Origin of the sequence: Colwellia sp. 6_MG-2023 (assembly GCF_030547765.1) — a bacterium.
Lineage (GTDB): Bacteria > Pseudomonadota > Gammaproteobacteria > Enterobacterales > Alteromonadaceae > Colwellia.
Window position 1 is genome coordinate 19,831 of sequence record NZ_JAUOPP010000005.1, and the last position, 25,552, is coordinate 45,382.

Genomic DNA, 25,552 nt, shown 5'->3' on the forward strand with positions numbered 1-25,552 from the left:
ATTATGAACAATCAGAACTTTAAGACTCATACCTTAAATAAACGTACTTTAAAGAAAAGTGCAATTATACTCGCCTTAACCGTTGCATTTACTTCCGGTAGTGCGCTAGCCAAAATTTCAGCAGAAGATGCAGAGAAATTAGGAAATGAGTTAACGCCAATGGGCGCAGTTAAAGCGGCAAATAAAGATGGCTCAATTCCTGAGTGGACGGGTGGTATTACTAAAGCCCCTGAAGGATATAAAGTTGGTGATCACCACTTAGATCCATACCCAAATGATAAAATTAAATTTACGATTACTGCAAGTAATGTAGCTGAGTACAAAGATTTGTTAACTCCGGGGCAAGTGAAGTTATTTGAAACTTATCCTGAAACGTATAAAATGAACATTTATCAAACAAGACGAAGTGCTTCATTTCCTGATCATGTATATAAGGCAGTAAAAGTTAACTCAACCAGAGCTGAACTTGTAGAAGGCGGCAATGGTATTAAGAATACAGCGGTAGGTATTCCATTTCCGATCCCTGAGAATGGCTTAGAAGCTATTTGGAATCATATTGTTCGTTATCGAGGTGAAGGGTTAACACGTCAAGGTGGACAAGCAGCGCCTACGGCTTCTGGTGATTACACTTTTATTGGTTTTGATGACCAATTACTATTACCTTACAACGTAAAAGGTAGCACGCCGGCTGATCTTGAAAGTACAAATATTTTATTTAAATTTAAGCAGAAGGTTACAGAGCCAGCACGTTTAGCCGGGACAGCATTATTGGTTCATGAAACCATGGATCAAATAAAAACACCTCGTCAAGCATGGACATACAATACGGGACAACGCCGAGTAAGACGTGCACCGAATGTTGCATATGACGCACCAGGTAGTGCATCAGATGGTTTAAGACTTACTGATGACTTTGATATGTACAATGGCGCACCTAATCGCTATAACTGGACACTAAAAGGTAAGCAAGAACTGCTTATTCCTTATAATGATTACCGGTTACATAGCGACAAAGTTAAATATAATGACATTATAAAACCCGGTCATATTAATCCTGATTTAGTACGATATGAAAAACATCGTGTTTGGGTTGTTGAAGCTAATTTGAAAGAAAATACTCGTCATACCTATAAAAAACGTGTGTTTTATATAGATGAAGATAGTTGGCAAGTAGCAATTTCTGATATTTATGATAACCGAGATGAGTTATATCGTGTAGCTGTTGCTCATGGTCTTAATTACTATGAAGTACCAACACAATGGTCTACGCTAGAAGTTTATCATGATTTTCAATCTAGACGTTATATTGCTATGGGCTTAGATAATGAGGCAAAAATGTATGATTTTTCTGCAGAGTTAGAGCATAAAGATTTTACCCCTGCGGCATTAAGAAGAGAAGGTAGAAGATAGCGCTGCTTTTTACTTAAAAACGGCTGGCAGGTGCCAGCCGTTTTTATTCTAACGTTTACTTTTGTCATTTTTAATATTTTTAGTAATTTTTTCTACCGTTTCATACTTAATGTCGAGAATTTCAACGATGCCTTTTATTTCCCCGTTATTAACCATGTTTTTGCTCTTATACTCAGTAACTTATACAAGCTTTGCTGATGAGTTACCGGTAAAACAGAATAAACCAATTATCAATATTCCTGCCGCTGAAGCCCGTTTAGCGAGTAAATCACTATTACTCGATATAACAAAGGTAAATCCTAATAAATTAGTGGTTGTTGGTGAGCATGGACATATTTTACTTTCATCAGATGCTGTTAACTGGCAACAAGCTAAAGTGCCATTACAAACAACACTAACCAGTGTTTTTTTTGTGAATAACGAACTTGGTTGGGCTGTTGGTCATGATGCTACTATTTTAAATACCGTTGATGGTGGAGCTACGTGGCAAATTCAGCAATATATGCCAGAACTAGAAAAACCTTTATTTGATATTATTTTTAAAACGCCAACTGAAGGTATCGCTATTGGTGCTTATGGCCTTGTTTTTAGAACAAATGATGGTGGAATAAGTTGGCATAATGAGTTTCATACTGAATTCCTTTTACCCGAAGATGCAGAATATTTAGCTGAAATTAAAAAAGAAGATGAAGAAGCTTATTTAGATGAAGCCTCTTCTATTTTACCGCACTTTAATCGCTTGGTTCTTGATAAACAAACTCTCTATATGGTTGGAGAAATTGGATTAATGGCTAAAAGTGATAACTTTGGTGTTACTTGGGAACCGTTTGATGATATTTATCAAGGTTCATTTTTTGATATTTCTAAAACAAAACAAGGTGATTTTTTAGTTGCAGGTTTACGCGGTCATGTTTTTCAAAGTAAAGATAATGGAATAACATGGCAAGCTATTCAAACACATACTACAGCACTTATTAATGATATTGTTTTAAGTGCAGATGATCGCATTTTCCTTTTAGCAAATAATGGCACTTTATTAGAAAGTAAAGATCAAGGTCAAAGTTATCAGTTAAGAGCACAAAAAGATGGAAAATCGTTAATCGCAGGAGTGTGGTTTAACGGGAAATTAATTGCTGTTTCAGATGTCGGCGTAAAGTTAATATCTTTATAAACTTAAACCATAATAATAGTTAAAAATATTGGATTGCAAAATATTATGAAAACTTCTCTCGCAAACCGTTTAGAAATTGGTCTATTTCGTCATAAAATTTTAGTATTAATGATGTTTGTCCTCGTTAGTGGCTTTTTGTTATTTCAAGCTACGCAAATTCAGTTAGGTGCCTCATTTACTAAAAATATTCCGCTTAACCATAGTTATATGAAAACCTATTTAAAACATAGGGAGAATTTTGGTGGTGCTAATAACATCTTAATATCTGTTTGTAATAGTGACGGCGATATTTTTAACCCAGAATTTTTTGAAGCGTTGAAAGGCGTTCATGACAAGTTGTTTTTTATTCCAGGTGTTGACCGTATTCAAGTTAAATCATTATATTCACCTAGTACTCGCTTTGTTGAAGTAGTAGAAGATGGTTTTGCTGGTGGTCCAGTTATACCGGCAGACTTTCAACCAGATGAACGTGGTTTAGCGATAGTTAAAGGTAACATTGAAAAAGCAGGCATAGTAGGTAGCATTGTTGCCGATGATTACAGTTGTGCAATGGTCAAAGCGTCTCTACTTGACTTCAACCCTGACACAGGTGAAAAGCTAGATATATTAAAAATAGCTGCGCAACTTGAAGAAGACGTTCGTCAATCATTTGAAAAAGATAATATTACTGTTCATATTATTGGTTTTGCTAAAGTTGTTGGTGATGTGGCAGACGGTGCGAAAGGAGTGGTAATTTTCTTTCTTATCGCCATCGCGATTACTGCGATAATGGTCTACTTTTTCTGCCATTCAATTAGCTTAACTATTCTCCCTATTTTATGTTCCTTAGTGGCTGTTATTTGGCAATTAGGCATGTTGTCTACTTTAGGTTTTGGTTTAGATCCAATGTCTATTTTGGTGCCATTTCTAGTTTTTGCCATTGGTGTTAGTCATGGCGTTCAAATGATTAACTCTGTTGTGAGACAAGTGAGCTTAGGTCTATCAAGTCAAGCCGCCGCTCAAGCTAGCTTTAGGGCTTTATTAATCCCTGGTGGTATCGCATTGTTATCTGACACCATTGGCTTTATGACATTACTTTCTATTGATATTGGTGTTATTAGAGAACTGGCCATCACTGCTTCATTAGGTGTAGCGATGATTATTCTTACCAATTTAATATTATTACCTTTGTTGGTTTCATACTTGAAAATCACACCAAAAGATAGAGCTAACCATGCTGGAAATATTGGTGAAGAAAGCTCAATTTGGCGCTTTATGGCTACTTTCGCAACAAGGAAAACAGCATTTGTAATCTTAGTTTTTACTGTAGTGCTTTATGCTGCTGGCTTATTAAATTCACAAAATTTAAAAATAGGTGAATTACACGCTGGTGCACCTGCTCTACATGAGTCGTCACGCTATAATCAAGATACTTTTTTAATTACCGAACGCTATGCTATCAGTGTTGATTATATGTCAGTTATCATTGAAACAACGCCTGATGCTTGTACGTATTATGAAACGATGAATACTATTGATAGGTTTCAATGGCGTATGGAAAATGTCCCTGGAGTCCAGTCTGCTGTTAGTTTGGCCTCAATTTCTAAGGTTGTTAATGCGGGTTATAATGAAGGTAATCCTAATTGGCGTGTGATCCCACGTAACCAACAAACATTAGTACAGTCTATTGCTCGTGTCCCTTCATCAAGTGGTTTGTTAAATAATGACTGTAGTGTTATGCCTGTTATCTTATTTTTACAAGATCATAAGGCAGACACAATAGAACGTGTTGTGAATGAAGTTAAGTTGGCAGCAAAAGAGCTAGGTAATGATCAATTACAGTTTAAACTAGCATCAGGTCCTATTGGAGTTATGGCTGCTACCAATGAAGCAGTAGCTGAAGCACAGTTACCTATGATGATTTATGTCTATGGTGCGGTCATTATATTATGCTTATTAAGTTTTAGAAGTATTAGAGCAACAGTTGTTGTTGTGTTACCGCTTTATATTGTATCAACCTTAGCGCAATGGTTAATGACGGTATTAGATATTGGCTTAACTGTATCAACATTACCTGTAATTGCTTTAGGTGTTGGTATTGGTGTTGATTATGGTATTTATATCTTATCAACCATGAGTAATGAGTTGAAGAATGGCGCAAATGTTCATGATGCATACCTATCAGCACTGAAGGAGCGAGGAAGTGCAGTATTAATTACCGGCATTACATTGGCTATTGGTGTTTCTACATGGTTCTTCTCAGATTTAAAATTCCAAGTTGATATGGGCATACTTTTAACCTTTATGTTTTTAGTTAATATGCTAGCAGCGGTTATTGTCTTACCTGCTTTAGCTGCGTTTTTATGGCCAAACAAGAAAAAATAATAAAGTGAAGAAATAAAAATAAAACCTTTAATTCAACTGAGTTAAAGGTTTTTTTGTTTAAACAGTTTCAAAATAGTGTTATTTAGTAAGTTGGTCACTATAATTTCATAACTGATCGTGGATATTTTTGAGAAAATAATAAAATAATATGGCTATTATCATTTTAGTCAGTAATAAAATGTATCAATCTTTGGCAATAAGTGGTTTTAGCTATAATTTGACAATTAAATTTACAATATTTAAGCAGTATTTTTTTATTAAATAATTGAATATTTAAACAGGAAACAGCCAGTTTCAGTGGTTTTTATTTATTATACTTGCATAAAGAAACACAGCTAAAGAAAACGTTTGATTTAAAAAGAAAATATTTAGAATTAAAATCAAAATAATCCTCGCATTACCGCAAATTAATCCATAAAATCTGTACTATACTCAAATAAGATTTCCTTATATTTTTAAGGAATACTTATTTTTGATAAAAAGTATCTACTTATAATGCAAGTAGCAATATAAGAAAAACAAATAAATTATTACAAGCTTTCTTTTTAACTTCTGTATAAAAATAGGAAAAGGAAAATAGCATGGCGTTAGTGAATGGTTCACCATCTGTGATACTGAAAAATGTAGCACAATTAATAAAGAAAAAAGTCCCTACAGAATCTGCAGAATTAGTCGATCAATTTGCCACCTTACTTTATAGCAATATCTCTTCATTTGATTTATCTGAACGTAACGATAGTGATATGTATGGTGCAACATTAAGTTTATGGAGTTCACTTAATGAACACACAAATAAAAAACCGGTAATACATGTTTTTAACCCTTCAGTAAGTAAAAATGGTTGGAAGTCTAGTCATACAATCATAGAAGTGATTATTAAAGATATGCCTTTCTTAGTAGACTCTATCCGAATAGCACTTAATAGGTTAGGCCTAACACCACACTTGATGCTTAACTCTCCGCTAAAAGTTGTTAGAGATAAAAAGAAAAATATTATCCAAGTTACTTCTAGTGCTGATACTAGTAATAAAGCGGCTAAACAAGAAACAGTTTTCTTTATTGAAATTGATCGTCAGCCTGATCAACAGGCACTTGATAATATAAAAAATGAATTGCTCAGCGTTGTAGAAGATATCACCTTAACGGTTGATGACTGGGAACCTATGCTGAAAAAACTAAAAGGTACTATTGCGGAAGTATCTAAAGGTAAACTGCCGGGTGGAAAACAGGCCAAGGATGATACTGTTGAGTTTCTAACTTGGGTAGCAAGTAATAATTTCACCTTAATGGGATATCGTTCCTATGAAGTAACAGCGGTAAAAGGGGATATAAAGCTTGAGGGTGACTTTGAGTCTAGCCTCGGTTTAATGAGAAACTCCCGTGTCACCAAAAATAGATTAATTTCTACCTTAAGTGAATCAGGCCGCGAAGTTGCATTAGGTAGCAATCACCTTATCTTAACAAAAACAAATTCGCGCTCTAGAGTACATAGACCCGTACAATTAGATTATATAGGCGTAAAACGTTTTGATGACAAAGGTAATGTCATTGGCGAAGATCGTTTCATTGGTTTATTCGGTTCATCTTATTACACTAATAGTGCATTAGACTTACCGCTTATTAAAACCAAAGTACAACAAGTATGTGATTTATCAGGATTTGCTCAAGGTACTCATGCTTATAAAACGTTAATTAATATTTTAGAAACCTTCCCAAGGGATGAAATATTACAAAGTAATACCGCTGAACTACTGAAGAATGTTAAAGGTATCTTGCAAATGCAAGAGCGTGATTATTGTGGTTTATTTGTTAGGCGCGATGCCTTTGATCGTTTTTATTCATGTATGGTTTATGTACCACGTGAACGATATACCACAAAATTACGCATAGAAACTCAGTTGCTATTACAAGAAGCCTTCGGCAGTGACGAAGAAGTACAGTTTACTACTTATTTTTCTGAATCAGTGCAAGCAAGAACGCACTACATTGTTCAAGTGAAATCAACAAAAGCAGATGTTAACGTGAAAGAAATTGAAAAGAATTTAAATGAAGCCGCGCGGAATTGGGATGATAAATTAGCCACTGCACTTGCTGAAAATAAAGGGGAAGTCGCAGCTAAAGCATTATGTAATAAATACATAAAATTCCCGCAAGCGTATAAAGATGAAGTATTACCAGGCTCTGCCATTGTTGATATTGAAAAATTAGAAGGCGTAAACCTTTCTGATAATTTAGAAATGTTATTTTATCAACCGTTAGAAGAAAAAGCTGATAGTCGCTTTGTAAAACTGAAACTCTTCCATAAGGGTGATCCTATCCATCTTTCTGATGTATTACCTATTTTAGAAAACTTTGGTTTACGCGTTATTGGTGAGAGCCCTTATGCGATAAAAACATCTGAAGGTGAAACATTCTGGATATTAGACTTCTCTATGTTACTTAATGGCGATAGTCCATTTGATATTTATACTGTTAGTGCTTTGTTCCAAGATGCCTTCGCGAAAGTATGGCGAGGCGATTTAGAAGATGATGGCTTTAACCGTCTTATTTTAGGCGCAGGCTTAGAAGGACGAAGTGTTTCTATTTTACGTGCCTTTGCCAAGTATGAATTCCAAATTGGTGGACGTTTTAGTCAAAGCTACATTGAAGATGCGTTTGCACGTTACCCTGATATAGCACAGTTATTAATTAACTTATTTATTCATCGTTTTGATCCAAATAATAATGCAAGTGAAAGTGCTAAAGAAAAAACGCAAGTAAAATTATTAGCAGCTATTGAGACATCGTTAGATAATGTTGCTAACTTAGATGATGATCGAATTATTAGACGTTTTTCAGAAATGATTTTGGCGACTATTCGTACAAACTATTTCCAAAAAGACAGCGTATCAGGCGAAAAACCTTATATCTCATTTAAAATAACCCCAGATAAAATCAGTGAGATGCCACAACCTGTACCTAAATTTGAGATTTTTGTTTATTCTCCTCAAGTTGAAGGTGTGCATTTACGTGGTGGTAAAGTTGCTCGTGGTGGTTTACGTTGGTCTGATAGACGTGAAGATTTCCGCACTGAAGTATTAGGTTTGGTGAAAGCACAACAAGTTAAAAACAGTGTAATTGTCCCCGTTGGTGCCAAAGGTGGTTTTGTTTGTAAACAGCTGCCAACAGGTTCGCGTCAAGAAATATTTGAAGCAGGCAAAGAATGTTACAGAACCTTCATTCGTGCTTTATTAGATATAACAGATAACATTGTTGATGGCGAAATTGTTCCTCCTGTTGATGTAGTTCGTCTTGATGAAGATGATGCTTATTTAGTTGTTGCTGCCGATAAAGGTACAGCAACCTTTTCTGATATTGCTAATGGTATTTCAGATGAATACAATTTCTGGCTTGGCGATGCGTTCGCTTCAGGTGGCAGTGTTGGCTATGATCATAAAGCAATGGGCATTACTGCACGTGGCGCTTGGGAATCTGTTAAACGTCACTTTAGAGAAATAGATATCGATTGTCAGAGCACCGACTTTACTTGTATTGCTATTGGTGACATGGCTGGTGATGTGTTTGGTAACGGCATGTTGTTGTCTAAACATATTCGTTTACAAGCGGCGTTTAACCATATGCATATCTTTATTGATCCAAACCCTGATGCAGCGAGTTCTTACCCAGAGCGTGAACGTTTATTTAATTTACCAGGCTGTAGCTGGGAAGATTATAATGAAAAATTAATTTCAGAAGGTGGCGGTATTTTCAGTCGTCATGTGAAATCAATTAAGTTAACACCACAAATTAAAAAGATGTTAGGCACACAAAAACAAAGTATGTCGCCTACAGATTTAATCCAAGCTATTTTAACAATGAAAGTTGATTTATTGTGGAATGGTGGTATCGGCACTTACGTGAAAAGCACGAAAGAAACTCATTTAGAAGTAGGTGATCGAGCAAATGACGCACTACGAATTAACGGCTGCGACTTACAAGCTAAAATTGTAGGTGAGGGCGGAAATCTTGGTTTTACCCAGCTTGGACGAGTTGAGTTTGCCTCAAATGGTGGTCGCATTAATACTGATGCAGTTGATAATGCTGGTGGTGTTGATTGTAGTGATAATGAAGTTAATATTAAAATTTTATTAAACACGCTTGTTCAGTCGGGTGATTTAACTGTTAAGCAACGTAATAAGTTGCTTTATGATATGACTGATGCTGTTGGCAACTTAGTAATTGAAGATTGTTATCGTCAAACACACTCATTATCAATTACCGCTATGCGTGGTGTTAATCAATTAAAAGAGCAAGTTCGCTTTATTCATGAATTAGAGCGTACCGGTAAACTTAATCGAGCCTTAGAGTTTATTCCTGATGATGAAGAAATTGCAGACAGAGTTTCTAAAGACAAAGGGTTAACTCGTCCTGAATTATCAGTATTACTTGCGTATAGTAAAATGGTGCTAAAAGAAGACCTTATTCACCCAGATGTCACTGATAATTCATATTACGACCAGTTATTAATTAATGCATTTCCAGAGCAGTTACATAAAAAGTACCAAGAACAAATGCAGCAACATCCACTGCGTGCTGAAATTATTGCTACTAAACTGGCGAATAAAATGGGCAACGATATGGGCTTTAATTTTGTTAACCGCATGCAAGAAGAAACGGGTGCAACGGTTACTGAAATAGCGAATAGCTACACTATTTCGTGCGCCATATTTGAACTTGAAGAGTTTTGGAAAAAAATAGAAGTGTTAAACAATAAAATTTCTACTTCAATCCAAACGGAAATGTTATTCCAGTATCGACGTACAGTAAGACGAGCAACTCGTTGGTTCTTACGTCATCGTAATAAGGCATTAAGTATTGAGCAGTCAATAGCGTTGTATAAACCTACCTTTGCTATTATGTCTAAGAAATTAAATAGTTTTATTATTGAAAGTGAATTAGAGCAGTTAAAACGTGTTGAAAATGATTTAGTTGAAGCTAACGTACCTAAAGAAATTGCTATTCGAATTTCTCAATTAAGTACGATTTTTTCAGCCTTAGACATAGCCGAAATTGCTGACGAAGATGGGCGAGACGTCGAGCTTGTTGCTAGTTTATACTTTAAACTAGGTGTTCGATTAGATCTACATTGGTTCTTAGATCAAATCACACGCCAACCTGTTGGTAATCATTGGCAGGCACTAGCTAGAGCATCATTTAGAGAAGAGCTAGATTGGCAACAACGTTCATTAACGGCGGTTGTATTACGATGTGATTGTAGTGCTACAGCGAAAGATTTAGATAATATGCTCGAAGCATGGGTTAACACTAATGCTCAGCCATTAGATAGATGGAAAAATATCTTAGCTGACTTTAAAGTAGGTCAAACCCATGAATTTGCTAAGTTCTCTGTGGCTTTACGTGAATTAATGTTATTAAGCTTAAATTGTCAAAGGTTAGTTAAATAAAATTAAATCTAGATCTAACGAAAGTTAAGATCAAAAAGTTAAATTATTAGCGTTAAAAGCAATGTATAAATAGCGTGTTAACTGATAAAATCCTCGCCTAACTTATTAATGTTTAAGTTCAGCGGGGATTTTTTATTTCTGCTCCTACGCATAACTACTTTGAGGTTCTAGGTTCTATGTTCTATCCTGCTATTCGTAAATTTTTATTTAAATTTGATGCGGAAACTATTCATGAATTGACAATTAAAGGGTTGAAAAGCACCGGTTCAACCCCTTTAAATTCATTTTATAAACAACGTATTAATGAAAAACCGGTTCACGTTATGGGGATAGACTTCCCTAATCCATTGGGCTTGGCGGCTGGATTAGATAAAAATGCAGAATGTATTAATGCTTTCGCTGCAATGGGGTTTGGTTTTATTGAAGTTGGTACAGTCACACCAAAACCACAGCCAGGTAATGATAAACCGAGAATATTTAGACTACCTGAAGCTAATGCCATTATTAATCGTATGGGCTTTAATAATAAGGGGGTTGATTATTTAGTATCACAAGTGCGGGCTGCTAATTTTGACGGTATTTTAGGGATAAATATAGGTAAAAATAAAGACACTCCAGAAGAAAATGCTAAAGATGATTACATTCATTGTATGCGTAAAGTGTATAATTTTGCCTCATATATCACGGTAAATATATCTTCACCCAATACACCAGGTTTAAGAGCGTTACAATATGGTGATGCCTTAAATGAATTATTGTCAGCATTAAAAGCCGAGCAAGCAAATTTAGCTAATCAATATGGAAAATATATCCCTCTCGCCGTTAAAATAGCGCCAGATTTGACGGAAGATGAAGTGAAATCGATAGCGAGATCATTAATGGACAATGGTATTGATGGTGTTATTGCAACTAACACTACTTTATCACGAGAAGGCGTTGAACAACTTGAGCATGGCACTGAGCAGGGCGGTTTAAGTGGCTCACCAGTTAAAGATAAAAGTACTACCGTTATTCGTATTTTAGCGGAAGCTTTAAATGATAAACTGCCTATTATTGGTGTTGGTGGTATCGCCTCTAGCAATGATGCCAATGAAAAATTGGCAGCTGGTGCAAGTTTAGTACAAGTTTATACTGGCTTTATTTATCAAGGTCCGCCATTAATTAAAGACATAGTTAATGGTTTGTAGCTGATATATCACACCAATGATGATAGCTAGAGTACTAATATAAAATTTTTTATTCTAAATTTAAATTTTTGTACGAATAAAGGTGAATTTGTTCAGAACATACATTAGAATGCGCACTCTAATATCAGTTGAATATTAGATAAATATCTAAATTATAGGGATTAATTATGAAAAAATTATTGATTGCATCTGCAATGTTAGTATCTACATCTGCTTTAGCTGATGCACCTGGTAGCCAAACTTGTGGTTGGGGTAACATGTTATTTGCTGGTCAAAGTGGTACGCCAAGTCATGTACTTGCAGCGACAACTAACGGTTCAACAGGTAACAATACTTTTGGTATGACTTTTGGTACTAATGGTTGTTCTACTGATGGTACGTTAACGTACGGTGGCAAGGAAATGATTGATGTTAGCATGATTATGGACGAGTTTAGTGAAGATGTTGCACGTGGTAATGGTGAAGCATTAACAGCAGTAGCTGTGTCTTTAGGTGTTTCAGAAGCTGAACGCGCGCATTTTGAAGCTACTCTTCATAATAACTTCGATACATTATTCCCTTCTGAAAATGCAACTACTGAACATGTTGTTAGTTCTATGTTTTCATTAATGAAAAATGATGAGATATTAGCTAAATACACAGTGTAGTATTTATTAAATATCTTTTAAAAGGCTACTTAAGGTAGCCTTTTTTATTACATTACTTATCCTAGTTAATTTAGTGTTTTTATTTTGAAATTTTATGAATCTTATTTTCCGTGTTCTCACCGTTCCTTTTATCATCTTATTGTCATTAAAGGTTTCTGCCGATAATTCAGTGGATACTTTAGCATTATCTCAAACTACAGAGTGGCGAGCATTACTGCATATAAGTACAGAAAAAAATAGTAGTCAAATAGAAAGCTATGTTGATGATAGTAAATTTTTTATCGCAGCTGATGGCTATAAAAACCCGCAAAACGAATTATTGGCAACGTTAAATGCCTTAAAAACTGATAGTGCTATTCAATGTAGGTACCCAGCTAGAACCGCTTTTTTACTTAACAATATTCCCGAATTATCTAATGAAGTTATTTCAGGTGACTGTACTGAGTATCTCAACTGGAGAAATCGTTTAAACACTAAATCAGTTGTACTGGTTTTTGCTTCTGCGCAACTGAACAGTCCTTCTTCAATGTATGGTCATACTTTTTTGCGGTTTGATACAGAAGAAGTTGATAATAATTCGACATATTTATCTTATGCATTAAATTTTGGTGCAACAGTACCTGAAAATGAAAATGGTTTTCTTTATGCGGCAAAAGGTCTTACTGGTGGTTATCCAGGAAGTTTTGCTGCCAACCCTTATTTTGAAAAAATTAAAGAATACAGTCGGTTAGAAAATAGAGACTTGTGGGAATATAAGCTGAACTTAACTGAAGATGAAATTGATAAAATGCTCTCTCATATATGGGAGTTACAGGGCATTAACTTTGAGTACTATTTTTTCGATGAAAATTGTTCATTCCGGTTATTAGAGTTACTTGATGTTGCAAGACCTGGGCTTTATTTAACTAACAATTTCCCTGTTACGGCAATGCCTCTAGATACGATAAGGGTAGTCGATGATGCGAATTTAATAGCTGACAAATACTACAGACCTTCGATTTTAACTGAGCTTGAAGCTCATTTAACGTTGTTATCAGCTAAAGAGCGAAAACTTGTTTTAGCGTTAAGTGAAGATATTAATGTTTTATTAGAGACTCGTTTTACAAACTTACCCACCGAAAAGCAGCAACTTGTTGTCGATAGTACTTATCGTTATTTACGTTATAAAAATACCTTTAACGGACGTGATGTTGATATTACTCGTCGAAGTTTTGAACTATTACGGTATTTAAATAAAAATCCAACGGATCTAGATATCGTTATAGCGACGCCAACCAGCCCAGATCAAGGCCATAAAACAACAATGGTTTCTGTAAGTGTTGGCCAAGATGAAAAGAACAATTTTGCAGAATTTAAATACCGAGGAAGTTATCACGACTTAATTGATCCGTTAGATGGTTACTATGATGGTATGTCATTAAATATGGTGAATGTTAGCTTTAGAGTATATGAAAACGATGATATTAAGCTTGATAAAGCGGAATTACTGAATATTATTTCCTTGTCTGAGCGTAATGAATTTGTTTCGCCTTGGTCTTGGCAAGCAAATATAAGTGTTGAACAACAATGGACAAGTAAAGAGGAAGTTCTTGTAACACAAGGTACCGCTGGTAGAGGGGTTAGTTACCGACCACTTAACAACAGTTATGTTTTTTTAATGGCAACAGGGCGATTAGAGTTTAATCGCAAGCTTGAAGCGTACACTAATATTGCCCCTGGCTTACATGCCGGGTTTATATATTATTGGCCTAAAACAAGTTTTTTATTAGAAGCAGAGCATTATCAATTTTTATTTGATCAAACGAAACGTAGCCGAATTAGTTTTCAACAAAATATACAAATAAGTGATTCGAGTAGCTTGCGTTTATCAGCTAGTTTTCACAAAGTAGATTCTAAAATTCATGATGCGAAACATTTTAATGAAGTAAAATTTGAATATAGATATTATTTTTAGTGTTGAAGGTATCAGCAACGGACATTAATAGTACTGTAGTGAGAAAGACAATATAGTATCACTGTAAAACAAACTTATAATTATTAATCACACGTAAGTGATCTTAGGTTTTTTAAATATGAATATTGAATTAAAAGTAGCAACGCTAGATAATATAGAAGAAATTTTGACACTGCATTATAAATATCAAATTGACTCAATTAGTGAGGAAGACAAGACTGATGGCTTTATAACAACAGCATTCACTAAAGCGCATTTAACTAGTTTAATTCAAGATGAAAAGGGACTTTTTATTGCTTGTGTAAATAATAAAGTGGTTGCTTATGCTATGGCTGCATCTTGGGATTATTGGTCACAATGGCCAATGTTCCAATTTATGATTGAAAACTTATATGACTCAACTTGTCATAAACAAGCTATTACCAAAACAAATTCTTATCAATACGGCCCGGTTTGTGTTGATAAAATCGTACGTGGGCAAGGTGTGTTTGAAAAAATATTTAACTTTTCGCTAAGTGAAATGTCTAAACGTTATCCAATAATGGTTACGTTTATTAATAAAATTAATACGCGTTCATATAAAGCACATACGAAAAAAACACCATTAAACGTTATTAATAATTTTGAATTTAATAATAATCACTATTATAAATTGGCTTGTAAAACAAAACGTTAAGTTTATTCAATAAGTGTTTTTTATTATTAGCTCTCTATTATTGCCTAACCAATAGAGAGCTGATACATTATGATCAAATATTAATGAGGAATACAAAGTAGTTGAATTCAATAATATTTATACAACAATGTTTTTATTTGTAGGTGCATCGACATAAAGAAAACCAAAATTTATACAGGATTATATGTTAAATAGAATTAACAACTCACATAATTATTATATTGTGTTTGCAAAGTGTCTAATTTTTATTCTCTTCATTTTTCTTAATAACAAACTGTTAGCTAAGACTAGCCCCATTGAATCAGCAGTTCAGTCAATCGATTATAAAACTGCTAAGAGCTTTATCAACAATCTAAGAGCGAATAAGCTTGATTACCTCAAGAATGAAAAAGAATTCCAAACTATATTTGAAATGAGTAAAAATAAATCTTGGGATGATATACACCTTGAAGCAGCTGTTTTATATAGTGAATTACTTTTTAGACAAGAACAATATGAAACCCTTAATCACCATATTAATGCCTATATAGAAAATGAAGGAATTAAGAAGCAGCGGGATTTATATTTACTATTACTTGAAGCTAAATTGAAGTACCTTTCTCGACATGAAGATCCTACAGCAGCTAAAGCATTAGCTAAGCAATTAGAAGAACAGGTATTACTTTCCAATGATAAAGAAAAGGTTATTATTTTTCGTGCCTTGTCTTATTACTATACTTCTGTAGATAAGCTTAAAAAAACGCTTGAGGTATCTGTAAAAGGATTAGAACTAGCAATAACTTATGATGACTTTTCATCGCAAGGCTTTTTTCTACGTAAAATAAGTGACGCTTATAATTTTTCAGATGAAAATGACAAAGCGTTAAGTTTCTCAAAACAAGCGATTATAGCTTACGAAAAAACGAATGATGAGCATTTAACCTCAAAAGCCTATTGGAGTATGGGCACTATACTGCAAGATAGGGGCGATAATGAAGGAGCGTTAGTGTACCTGAAAAAGGCATTGCAGTATTTTAAGTCAGTGAATATGCATACAGGTATTGCTTTTTCTCAATATATCATTTCAAACATTGAATTTTCACAAGGCAAGTATGATGAAATATTAAACGATGTATATGACAATATTACCCTTGCCAGTGAAGCTGGGGTACATGATATGCATTTAGCCTCAATGATTTTACTAAGTGATATTTATATTAAACAAGGACTAATAGAAAAAGCAAATGAGATAAATGATGAAGTTTTTGCTTTATTGGATAAGTTTAGTCGAAGTATTTATAAATCAAATTTTTTAGGTAAACGTTATAAATTAAAACGACAACTCGGTTTAGATGAACAGGCTTTTGACGCCATTGAGCAAGAGCTTATCTTCACGAAAAAACATCTAGAAGCTACAAGTGAAAATAATATTAGAACACTACAAGTTAAATTTGAAGTAAAAGAAAAGGAAGCTGAAATACTTCGCTTAGCCCAAGTTAATGCTATGAGTGAATTTAAAGCTAAGGAAGAATATCAACAAAAAATAATTTGGCGTTTAAGTACGGTTATTGCCGTAATTTTGATACTTGTTTCATTATTTTTGATTAATAGACAAGTGAGTCAACGTAAAAAATATCATACGATTGCAAACACTGATTACCTCACTAGTTGCCCAAATAGACGAGGTATTATGTTAATGGCCGAAAACAGTTTATTTGATAACGAGTTAACTATTGCCATTGTTGATTTAGATTACTTTAAAAAGATTAATGATACTTTAGGCCATGATGTAGGTGATTTAGTGCTGATAGCTTTTGCCAATGCTGCCAGAAAAACATTAAGAGACCATGATAAGTTTGGTCGTTATGGTGGTGAAGAGTGGTTATTTATTTTACATACAACTAATAAATCCGTTATAGATAATATTTTTAAACGTTTAAATGAAAATTTTGCTAATTATTGTATCGATATCAAAAGTGAGCATTCTGCTCTCGATTGGGATATCACTTTTAGTGTTGGAGCATCAATAACGAGTAAAACTAATAATAACCTTGATTTTTATATTAAAAATGCCGATGCGTTACTTTATCAAGCAAAACCTGATGGACGAAATCAAGTCGTTATTGGTTAATTAACAGTTAATGAAAAGTGTCGACAAGCTATTGATAAAAACTATTGATAATAATAATTTTTTGATGGTTATGTTTTCTATAAAAATAAATGGCTAACAATGGGCAGGGATTACTTTTAGTGGGTAAACGTAAGAAAAACGATCGGCCCACTAAAAGTCTTAAGGTCACTTTTTATGTATTAATAACTTTCATTATGAACACTCAATACTGCACGACCCGATGGATCAGCATTGTTTTTAAAGCTTTCATCCCAAGCTAGTGCTTCTTCTGTACTACAAGCAACAGATTTACCACCAATCACACAATCAGCAGCAGTTGCTAGTGGATATTTTTCTTCAAAAATAGTGCGGTAGTAGTAACCTTCTTTAGTATCAGGTGTATTTACCGGGAATCTGATATGAGCATTCTCAAGTTGTTGATCTGTTACTAATGTTTCAACGTGTGCTCTTAAACCATCAATCCATGAATAACCTACACCGTCAGAAAATTGTTCTTTTTGACGCCATAAGATTTCTTTTGGTAAATAACCTTCAAAAGATTCACGTAAAATAGCTTTTTCCATCACACCGTTACCACACATTTTATCTGCAGGGTTAATGCGCATTGCAACATCCATAAAGTTTTTATCTAAGAATGGTACACGAGCTTCAATACCCCAAGCAGACATTGATTTGTTAGCACGTAAACAGTCAAACTTGTGTAATCTATCAAGTTTACGTAATAACTCTTCATGGAATTCTTGAGCATTTGGCGCTTTATGGAAATATAGGTAACCACCAAATATTTCATCAGCACCTTCACCAGAAAGTACCATTTTAATACCCATGGCTTTAATTTTACGAGCCATTAAATACATAGGGGTAGAAGCACGAATAGTGGTTACATCGTAAGTTTCTAAATGGTAGATAACTTCTTTAAGTGCATCAATACCTTCTTGCTCGGTAAAGATAACGCTATGATGGGTAGTACCAATACTATCAGCAACTGTTTGTGCGGCGACTAAATCAGGAGAGCCAGCTAAACCACAAGCAAATGAGTGAACTTTTGGCCACCAAGCTTCAGCTAAGTCATTGTCTTCTATTCTACGAGCAGCAAACTTTTGTGTAATAGCAGAAATTAATGATGAATCTAAACCACCAGACAATAAAACACCATATGGTACATCCGTCATTAAATGACTTTTAACCGACTCTTCTAATGCTTCACGAATTTTAGTTTTGCTAGTCGTATTGTCTTTAATTGCCGCGTAATCTTGCCAGTTACGTTTGTAATATTTTTGTAATTTGCCAACACGGCTATCTAAAATATGCCCAGGAGGGAATTCAGATACTGTTTTACAAATAGGCATTAATGCTTTCATTTCTGAAGCAACATAGAAGTTACCTTCAGCATCATAACCTGTATATAAAGGAATAATACCAATATGGTCACGTGCAATTAGGTAGCTGTTGTCTTTTGAATTATATAAACAAAACGCGAACATGCCTTGTAGTTTATCTACAAATTCAGCACCGAATTCTTCATATAAAGGTAAAATCACTTCACAGTCAGAGGCTGTTTGAAATTCGTAATCAACAGTTAGGTTTTCTGCCAGAGCTTTATGATTATAAATCTCACCATTTACCGCTAAAACATTAGTTTTGTCATTGTTGTATAAAGGTTGAGCACCATGTTCAGTATCAACAATTGATAAACGTTCATGCACGAGTATTGCATGGTCATTACTGTAAATGCCTGACCAATCTGGTCCACGGTGACGTAATAGGCGAGAATATTCTAAAGCTTGAGGACGAAGTGCATCAGCACCTGTTTTTATATCTAATATACCAAAGATCGAACACATTGAAGCGCTACTCCTTTAATTATTGTTGAATCGAATTGTGAGTAATTAGTGCTGTTACACTAATTAGTAACTGATACTTTGACAGCTCAGCAGTAAAAAGCAACCTAAATGTATAAAATAATGAAATAAAATTAAATAAAACTAATTTAAACAGCAAAAAAGCAAAAAATTAGCCAATTTATTTATTCAATTGATAAATAGCAGCTCTATATCAAAAAATCATATCAATAAAATTAGGTTCATTAAATTTGTTTAAGTATTCGTTAAGAAAAGAGACTTAAGCTATGGTTTAATGAATTATTAATCGAAACTTTAAACCAGGTGATACTTGAAAAACTTAATTAAACCAGTGCAATTCATTATAGGCTTTATTGTATTAGTAACTGTTACATTTACTACCAATGCACAAAGCAACCAAACCCCCGTAGCTAGTAGTAAAACTTTGTTAGAGCAAACGTTGCTTGAACATAAAGGTAAAGTGATTTATATCGATTTTTGGGCATCATGGTGTGTTCCTTGTCGTAAATCTTTCCCCTGGATGAATACAATACAAGACAAATATAAGCAACAAGGTTTTACGGTCGTTAGTATCAACCTAGACGCGAATAAAGCATTAGCTGAAAAGTTTCTAATAGAAATGCCTGCGAGTTTTCCTGTTATTTATGATCCTAAAGGTAAGCTAGCAAAACATTTTAATATTCAAGGGATGCCGAGCAGTATGCTTATTGGCCGAGATGGAACAATAAAATCACGACACACCGGATTTTTTACTAATAAAATTAAACAATATCAACAAGAAATTGAACAATTCTTAACTGAAGAAGAGGTTAAATAATGATGTCTACAATAAAAAATATAGTATTAATCGCTTCAATGTTGACGGTTACATCAGGCTGTTCCAGCTTAGGTTTGGGTGTTGAACCGTGGGAACGAGATTTATTAGCGAAGAAAGAGATGCTATTAAATGCATCGCCTGTTGACTCTGCGCTTGATGATCATATCTATTTCAGTAAAGAGGCATCAAGTGGTGGTAAAGGCGTTGGTGGCGGTGGATGTGGCTGTAACTAACCTTACATCATTATTTTACTACTTAGTATAGAAAATCGTGAGTTTTATGTACGTTAAATAAAATCAATAGTCTGTAATCACATCTGAAGAAAACATATGAAAAATATAACCGAAAAACCAAACATTAAAGCTGTGTTAACTATTGCTGCTGCAACGTTGCTGGGTACAAACAGTTTAGCTCATGCTGAATCAAATACGTTTGAGACAGAGCCAGATGAATGGAAGTTTGATACTGCCATTTTATACTATAGCGAAGCTGATAGAGTAAGTGCCGGTGAAGCTATTTTTAATGCACAAAAAACATTTGATACTGAAGAAATTTTAAATCTAAAATTAACCATCGATACTTTAACTGGTGCTTCTGCTAATGGTGCGGTAGCGCAAGCCACAGTGCAAACATTTACTCGACCATCAGGTAATGGACAATATCAAATAGCGCCAGCAGAAACACCACTTGATGATACGTTTAGAGATACGCGTGTGCAACTTAACGCACAATGGACACAACCTATAGCACCTGACTATACAGCAAGTGGCGGGTTACACCTTTCTAAAGAATATGATTACTTGTCATTAGGTATCAACGGTAATATCGCTGTAGATTTTGATCGTAAAAACTCAACTTTTTCAGCAGGTTTTAGTTATTTTAAGGATACTTTCTCACCAGAAGGCGGGTTGCCGCAAGCTTTTTCATCTATGCTTATTGGTGATAGTAATGCTGACAGTTGGGATGATGATTTTTCAGCTACACGAATAGGGAGTGAGGACGATAAAACGACTGTCGATATTTTACTTGGTTTTACGCAGGTAATTAACCGTAGAATGTTGATGCAATTTAATTATTCCTATTCAACGGTAGATGGCTATTTAACAGACCCATTTAAAGTATTGTCTGTCGTCAATAATAATGGCGAAGCACAAGATTATATTTATGAATCACGTCCTGATTCTCGCGTGAAACAAAGTGTATTTGCTCAATCCTTATATCATTTTGATACAACAGTATTGGATGTGTCTTATCGCTATATGTGGGATGACTGGAAAATAAAGTCTCATACCATCGACTCTCGTTTTAGAATACCCTTAGGTGATAGCTTTGGTAAAGAAAGCTATTTACAACCACATTTTAGGTTTTATCAACAAAGTGCCGCTGATTTTTATCAACCATTTTTAATCGACAATGAGTCAATACCTGCTTTTGCTAGTGCCGATTACCGCATAGGAGAAATGACAGCTTATACTGTTGGTTTAAAATATGGCATGTTGGTTAATAATGGCCATGAATTATCTTTTAGAATTGAGTATTATAGTCAAAGACCAACCGATGCAGGTTTTGATGAGATTGGCGTATTAAAAAGTGTTGATCTTTATCCGAGTGTTGATGCGGTTATTGCGCAAGTAACTTACTCTTTCTAACGATATAGGTTTTCCTTTGTTTTATGTCGGAACAAGGGGTTTTAAATAGAGAATTTTTTGACTAAGAGCAGAGCCACTAACTTCATAACGAACAAAGACAGCTATAGTATTCAATTTAATGCTATGGCGAGTCCTTGTGAAGTTATTATACAAACAACAGACAAAGCATTAGCATTAATTATTGGTAATAGAGTGACCAAAGAGGTTTGGCGGATTGAAGATAAATATAACCGTTATAATCAAGATAGTCTTTGTACATTAATTAATAACAATGCTGGAAAACCTATTGCTATTGATGAAGAAACTTATCAATTGTTAGTTTTTGCCGATCAATGTTATCAATTGAGTGATGGCTTGTTTGATATCAGTTCAGGTGTTTTAAGAAAGGTTTGGCGCTTTCAAGGTCGCAATGAGCATTATGCAAAGTTTCCCTCGCAAACATCAATCAATACTGTTTTACCCTATGTTGGTTGGCATAAAATACACTTTGATCGCCAACAAATAACCTTAGCTAGAGGGATGGAAATTGATTTTGGTGGCATAGGCAAAGAATACGCCGTTGATCGTAGTATTATTTTAGCAAAACAGTTAACAGAGCAACCAGTTTTAGTTAATTTAGGTGGAGATTTGGCCGTTTCTGGTCCACGCTATAACAATGAAACATGGCAAGTTGCCATCGAGCATCCTGACGTTGATAGTCATATTAATCAAAATGCGGATATGATTATTTCACTCAAGTCAGGTGCGCTTGCTACCAGTGGGGATGCTAAACGGTTTTTGATAAAAGATAATATTCGTTATGGGCATATTCTTAATGCTAAAACAGGTTGGCCTATTGCGAATGCTCCGCGTTCAATTACCGCTGTTGCACCACAGTGTATTCAAGCTGGCATATTAGCAACATTAGCACTACTGCAAGGGAGTAATGCGGAACAATTTTTAACCGAACAAGAAATAAAATTCTGGTCAAGGAGATAATATGCGCATATTGTTAGTTGAAGATGACATTCCGCTTGCAACAGCACTGCAAAAGTCGCTTCAAACAGAAGGGTTTGTTGTTAATCATCTTCAGCAGGGAAAATTAGCATTAAGCGCGTTAGCCTGTGATGATCAAGATATGATGATTCTAGATTTAGGATTACCAGATATAGATGGCCTTGAGATCTTAAAACAATTACGTGAAAAAAAATCAGCTTTACCCGTTATTATTCTAACCGCACGAGACTCTATTGAAAGTAAAGTGAAAGGCTTAGATTATGGTGCCGATGATTACTTAACTAAACCTTTTGAAATTAAAGAGTTAATGGCACGTCTACGTGTTATTGAACGACGATTAGGCACGGCTAATACAGCTTTTATTTGTATTGATGAGGTTAAATTAGATACCCATGCACATAAAGTATTTGTGTGTGATCAAGTTACAGGTAAAGAGCACGAAATCACATTTTCTAAGAAAGAATACATGGTACTAAAAGCGCTAATGGAAAATGCAGGTAGAATTTTATCGCGTGAGAAAATAGAATCAAAACTATATCATTGGGGAGAAGAAGTACTCAGTAATGCGGTAGAAGTGCATATTCATAAATTAAGAAAATACTTACCGGAAAAGTTTATTAAAAATGTTCGTGGTGTTGGTTACATAATAAATACCAAAGGGTAATTATGAGTATTCGACGTTATTTAGTTTTAACACTTTTTTCAGTATTAACATTAATAACATTTATCGCTGCAATTCAAGGTTATAAGCAAAGTATGTCTCAAGCTGAGGCGGGGTTTGATCAACAACTATTAAGCCTTGCACAAACATTAACTGCAATGAATAGTATGCAAAATGCAAATATTAATAGAGATAAACCGTTACAAGTAGTCCAGCAAAGTGCTTTTGCTTTTCAAGTATGGAAAAACAAACGATTAATATTAAAAAGTAATAATGCACCCGATCATCTAATTACTAATATCGCATTAAGCTCCCACCAAGGAGCTGAATTTTTTGAGGTGAATTTTTTAGATCAACGTTGGCGTGCTGTAGCGTTGTCATCACTATTTTTAGCGCCTAATGATAATATGGTTGTGATTGTTGCTCAACCACTTAAAGCACAATTTTCTTTAACCCAAACACTAATTCTAGCAGCCGTAACGCCGATGATAGTTGCTATTGCAGTATTGTCACTATTAATATTTATTATTATTACACAAGGTTTGAAACCATTACATAAGCTTAGTTTTGAGCTTAGTAGAAGAAAAAGTAACGACTTTAGCCCTTTAAATGTAGAAGTCGATAATAATGAATTGGCTGATATTGTAGCAACATTAAATGAATTGTTTGCTCGCCTCGATGCTGCTTTTCAACGTGAACGACACTTTGCCTCTGATGCTGCGCATGAATTAAAAACACCATTAAGTGTTTTAAAGATAGATACACATAACCTGATTCAAGATTTAGCTGAACGTTCAATAAGTAATAGAAATCAACAGTTAACATCTACTGATATTGAAAATTTTAGCTCCATACACGCGTTAAATAATAGTGTAGATAGAATGGGGCATGTTATAGATCAAATATTAAACTTAAATCGAACTAACCCTGCTCAAATAAGTAACGTAAGCAGTGCTTTTAATATCAACGTGCTACTTAAACAAGTGATAGCAGAGCTGTATAACGATATTTTACATAAAGACCAAGTAATTACGTTAGAAAGTGATGATATCTTCTTATCTGCTCATGAATTTTCAGTTCATTTACTTGCCACTAACTTAATTTCTAATGCGAATAAATACACGCCGATAGAAGGCGAAATTCTTATTAGCGTAACGCAAGGTAGAAATAAAACGATAACGCTTTGTGTTGAAGATTCTGGCCAAGGAATCGATGAAACAGAATATCAGCGTGTGTTTGATCGTTTTTATCGCGTTGGTGGAGATCAACATGATTCAGACATCTTTGGTTGTGGTTTGGGCTTAGCAATTGTAAAACATATTGCTGATTTACATGGCACTAACATACAGTTATCACGTTCTACATTATTAAAAGGGCTCAAAGTTGAAGTAATATTTCCCGCCACAGCAAATGAAGAAATAGACACTCATGGATAACATTCAATTAATTCGTTATTTACGTATTGTTTTAGTTAGCCTTTTACTGCTCCTTACTTTACATGTACAGGCGCAAAAGTCTGAGTATCATATCAAGATAAAAAACCATTTGTTTTATCCTGCCGTTATCGTTATTCCGGCAAATAAAAAAATTAAATTGGTTATAGACAATCATGACGAAAATATTGAAGAGTTTGACAGCTTCGATCTTAATCGTGAAAAAGTTATTTTTCCCAATAAACAAGCAAGTATTTTTATTGGTCCGCTTCCTGTTGGCGAATATAGTTTTTTTGGTGAATATCATCCTCACAGTGCTCGAGGAAAAGTAATTGTTGTAGAAAGTAGTCAGCAAAAGCTAGAAAAAGGAAAACAAGATGCTAATTAATACCGTACTTTTGTTTTTAAATAATGCGCTACCTGTGTTCATTATTACCTCATTATTATTAAGGTACTTTGCGATAAATTATCTTGATATTGTCAATGCTAAGAAAGTTTTTATCGGCGTTATTTTAACCGTAATTATGTCTGTTATTTTAAGTAGTCATTTAGAAAATTTATCGATAATACTTGATGGCAAAGGAACTGAATTTTTTTTATCATTCGGCGCTATTATTGTGTATTTATCAACTGTGTGCCTATTTATTTTAAGTCATAAAAATGACTACACCAGTGTTAAAAAATACTTAGCGATGTTGATATTTTTTATTATTAGCGTTTTTAATGGCGCCCATTTTATAATTTATTTAGTGTCTTATTGGACACAAGCACAACAAGACGAAACGGTGCTGATCGGGATAACACTCGGTGGCGGGATTTGCTTAAGCATATCGATATTATTCTATTTCTTATTAAGGTATCTGGATAAAAAAATATATAACCACAGCTCTTGTTATTTTTTATTGTTTTATGGGTTAGGGCAATTAATGCACGCAATAATGTTTTTGCAACAGGTTGATATATTTTCAAGTAGCCAGCCTATTTGGGATAGTGCCAAGTTCATTGCTGAAGATTCAGGATTAGGGCAGTTATTAACTGTTTTATTTGGCTATGAAACAACACCATCACTTTTACAGTTAGTTTCCTATATTATGGCTTTAATTCTTCCGGTAATGCTGCTCAAGTTACCTTATATTTCATTATCTTTTTATGGTAGAAAATCATGATAAGC

General features: G+C 34.5%; 18 protein-coding genes. 17 read left to right on the forward strand and 1 reads right to left on the reverse strand.

Annotated elements, in window-relative coordinates; genetic code table 11:
• Nucleotides 1-3 precede the first annotated feature (3 nt).
• The 9 genes from Q4503_RS04560 (at nt 4) to Q4503_RS04600 (ending at nt 16,963) form a co-directional block, all read left to right on the forward strand.
• Nucleotides 4-1,410: a DUF1329 domain-containing protein gene (locus Q4503_RS04560; RefSeq protein ID WP_215971524.1), complete on the forward strand. Its 1,407-nt coding sequence runs from the start codon at nt 4-6 to the stop codon at nt 1,408-1,410.
• Between the two features lie 154 nt (nt 1,411-1,564).
• Nucleotides 1,565-2,581, forward strand: coding sequence for a YCF48-related protein (locus Q4503_RS04565; protein WP_303601503.1), 1,017 nt, complete (start codon nt 1,565-1,567; stop codon nt 2,579-2,581).
• 45 nt (nt 2,582-2,626) lie between these two features.
• Entirely contained in the window at nt 2,627-4,945 is a 2,319-nt protein-coding gene (locus Q4503_RS04570) for an RND family transporter (RefSeq protein WP_215971522.1), read from the forward strand.
• Between the two features lie 581 nt (nt 4,946-5,526).
• Nucleotides 5,527-10,389, forward strand: coding sequence for an NAD-glutamate dehydrogenase (locus Q4503_RS04575; RefSeq protein ID WP_303601504.1), 4,863 nt, complete (start codon nt 5,527-5,529; stop codon nt 10,387-10,389).
• Between the two features lie 176 nt (nt 10,390-10,565).
• On the forward strand, nt 10,566-11,576 hold the full coding sequence (pyrD, locus tag Q4503_RS04580; protein WP_303601505.1) for a quinone-dependent dihydroorotate dehydrogenase: 1,011 nt from the start codon (nt 10,566-10,568) through the stop codon (nt 11,574-11,576).
• Nucleotides 11,577-11,743: 167 nt separating this feature from the next.
• Complete coding sequence (locus tag Q4503_RS04585) at nt 11,744-12,223, forward strand: DUF3015 domain-containing protein (protein ID WP_215971519.1); 480 nt, start codon at nt 11,744-11,746, stop codon at nt 12,221-12,223.
• Between the two features lie 94 nt (nt 12,224-12,317).
• Nucleotides 12,318-14,177: a DUF4105 domain-containing protein gene (locus Q4503_RS04590; protein ID WP_303601506.1), complete on the forward strand. Its 1,860-nt coding sequence runs from the start codon at nt 12,318-12,320 to the stop codon at nt 14,175-14,177.
• A 118-nt stretch (nt 14,178-14,295) separates the two neighbouring features.
• Complete coding sequence (locus Q4503_RS04595) at nt 14,296-14,853, forward strand: GNAT family acetyltransferase (RefSeq protein WP_252727332.1); 558 nt, start codon at nt 14,296-14,298, stop codon at nt 14,851-14,853.
• Nucleotides 14,854-15,265: 412 nt separating this feature from the next.
• Complete coding sequence (locus tag Q4503_RS04600; RefSeq protein WP_303601507.1) at nt 15,266-16,963, forward strand: GGDEF domain-containing protein; 1,698 nt, start codon at nt 15,266-15,268, stop codon at nt 16,961-16,963.
• 179 nt (nt 16,964-17,142) lie between these two features.
• Here the strand turns inward: Q4503_RS04600 and asnB are convergent, their stop codons facing one another.
• Nucleotides 17,143-18,807 (reverse strand): asparagine synthase B, encoded by a 1,665-nt coding sequence (asnB, locus tag Q4503_RS04605; RefSeq protein WP_215971516.1) that lies wholly within the window; start codon nt 18,805-18,807, stop codon nt 17,143-17,145.
• Between the two features lie 328 nt (nt 18,808-19,135).
• Between asnB and Q4503_RS04610 the strand changes: the two genes are divergently transcribed.
• From Q4503_RS04610 to Q4503_RS04645, 8 genes are all read left to right on the forward strand, one after another.
• Nucleotides 19,136-19,642, forward strand: coding sequence for a TlpA disulfide reductase family protein (locus Q4503_RS04610; RefSeq protein WP_303601508.1), 507 nt, complete (start codon nt 19,136-19,138; stop codon nt 19,640-19,642).
• The gene (locus tag Q4503_RS04615; protein WP_303601509.1) at nt 19,642-19,875 is read left to right on the forward strand and encodes a DUF4266 domain-containing protein; all 234 of its coding nucleotides are present in this window, start codon (nt 19,642-19,644) and stop codon (nt 19,873-19,875) included. Before Q4503_RS04610 ends, Q4503_RS04615 begins: the two co-directional genes overlap by 1 nt.
• Before the next feature lie 96 nt (nt 19,876-19,971).
• A complete protein-coding gene (locus tag Q4503_RS04620; RefSeq protein WP_303601510.1) occupies nt 19,972-21,291 on the forward strand; it encodes a DUF3570 domain-containing protein in 1,320 nt (439 codons plus the stop codon).
• A 57-nt stretch (nt 21,292-21,348) separates the two neighbouring features.
• A complete protein-coding gene (locus tag Q4503_RS04625; RefSeq protein ID WP_252727329.1) occupies nt 21,349-22,269 on the forward strand; it encodes an FAD:protein FMN transferase in 921 nt (306 codons plus the stop codon).
• Between the two features lies 1 nt (nt 22,270).
• The gene (locus tag Q4503_RS04630; protein WP_303601511.1) at nt 22,271-22,951 is read left to right on the forward strand and encodes a response regulator transcription factor; all 681 of its coding nucleotides are present in this window, start codon (nt 22,271-22,273) and stop codon (nt 22,949-22,951) included.
• Nucleotides 22,952-22,953: 2 nt separating this feature from the next.
• Nucleotides 22,954-24,384: an ATP-binding protein gene (locus tag Q4503_RS04635; protein WP_303601512.1), complete on the forward strand. Its 1,431-nt coding sequence runs from the start codon at nt 22,954-22,956 to the stop codon at nt 24,382-24,384.
• Nucleotides 24,377-24,769 carry a cupredoxin domain-containing protein gene (locus Q4503_RS04640; RefSeq protein ID WP_215971511.1) on the forward strand — a complete coding sequence of 131 codons (393 nt, stop codon included), beginning with the start codon at nt 24,377-24,379 and terminating at the stop codon, nt 24,767-24,769. The genes Q4503_RS04635 and Q4503_RS04640 overlap by 8 nt, the downstream gene beginning before the upstream one ends.
• The gene (locus Q4503_RS04645; RefSeq protein WP_303601513.1) at nt 24,759-25,547 is read left to right on the forward strand and encodes a hypothetical protein; all 789 of its coding nucleotides are present in this window, start codon (nt 24,759-24,761) and stop codon (nt 25,545-25,547) included. Before Q4503_RS04640 ends, Q4503_RS04645 begins: the two co-directional genes overlap by 11 nt.
• Nucleotides 25,548-25,552: the final 5 nt, after the last annotated feature.

Bases quoted from the DNA above. Each gene is read 5' to 3' on its own strand.
- Q4503_RS04590 (WP_303601506.1), top strand. From the start codon at position 12,318: ATGAATCTTATTTTCCGTGTTCTCACCGTTCCTTTTATCATCTTATTG.
- Q4503_RS04635 (WP_303601512.1), top strand. From the start codon at position 22,954: ATGAGTATTCGACGTTATTTAGTTTTAACACTTTTTTCAGTATTAACA.
- Q4503_RS04585 (WP_215971519.1), top strand. From the start codon at position 11,744: ATGAAAAAATTATTGATTGCATCTGCAATGTTAGTATCTACATCTGCT.
- asnB (WP_215971516.1), bottom strand. From the start codon at position 18,807: ATGTGTTCGATCTTTGGTATATTAGATATAAAAACAGGTGCTGATGCA.
- Q4503_RS04640 (WP_215971511.1), top strand. From the start codon at position 24,377: ATGGATAACATTCAATTAATTCGTTATTTACGTATTGTTTTAGTTAGC.
- Q4503_RS04630 (WP_303601511.1), top strand. From the start codon at position 22,271: ATGCGCATATTGTTAGTTGAAGATGACATTCCGCTTGCAACAGCACTG.
- Q4503_RS04575 (WP_303601504.1), top strand. From the start codon at position 5,527: ATGGCGTTAGTGAATGGTTCACCATCTGTGATACTGAAAAATGTAGCA.
- Q4503_RS04560 (WP_215971524.1), top strand. From the start codon at position 4: ATGAACAATCAGAACTTTAAGACTCATACCTTAAATAAACGTACTTTA.
- Q4503_RS04595 (WP_252727332.1), top strand. From the start codon at position 14,296: ATGAATATTGAATTAAAAGTAGCAACGCTAGATAATATAGAAGAAATT.
- Q4503_RS04565 (WP_303601503.1), top strand. From the start codon at position 1,565: ATGTTTTTGCTCTTATACTCAGTAACTTATACAAGCTTTGCTGATGAG.
- Q4503_RS04570 (WP_215971522.1), top strand. From the start codon at position 2,627: ATGAAAACTTCTCTCGCAAACCGTTTAGAAATTGGTCTATTTCGTCAT.
- Q4503_RS04620 (WP_303601510.1), top strand. From the start codon at position 19,972: ATGAAAAATATAACCGAAAAACCAAACATTAAAGCTGTGTTAACTATT.
- Q4503_RS04615 (WP_303601509.1), top strand. From the start codon at position 19,642: ATGATGTCTACAATAAAAAATATAGTATTAATCGCTTCAATGTTGACG.
- Q4503_RS04645 (WP_303601513.1), top strand. From the start codon at position 24,759: ATGCTAATTAATACCGTACTTTTGTTTTTAAATAATGCGCTACCTGTG.
- Q4503_RS04600 (WP_303601507.1), top strand. From the start codon at position 15,266: ATGAGTAAAAATAAATCTTGGGATGATATACACCTTGAAGCAGCTGTT.
- pyrD (WP_303601505.1), top strand. From the start codon at position 10,566: ATGTTCTATCCTGCTATTCGTAAATTTTTATTTAAATTTGATGCGGAA.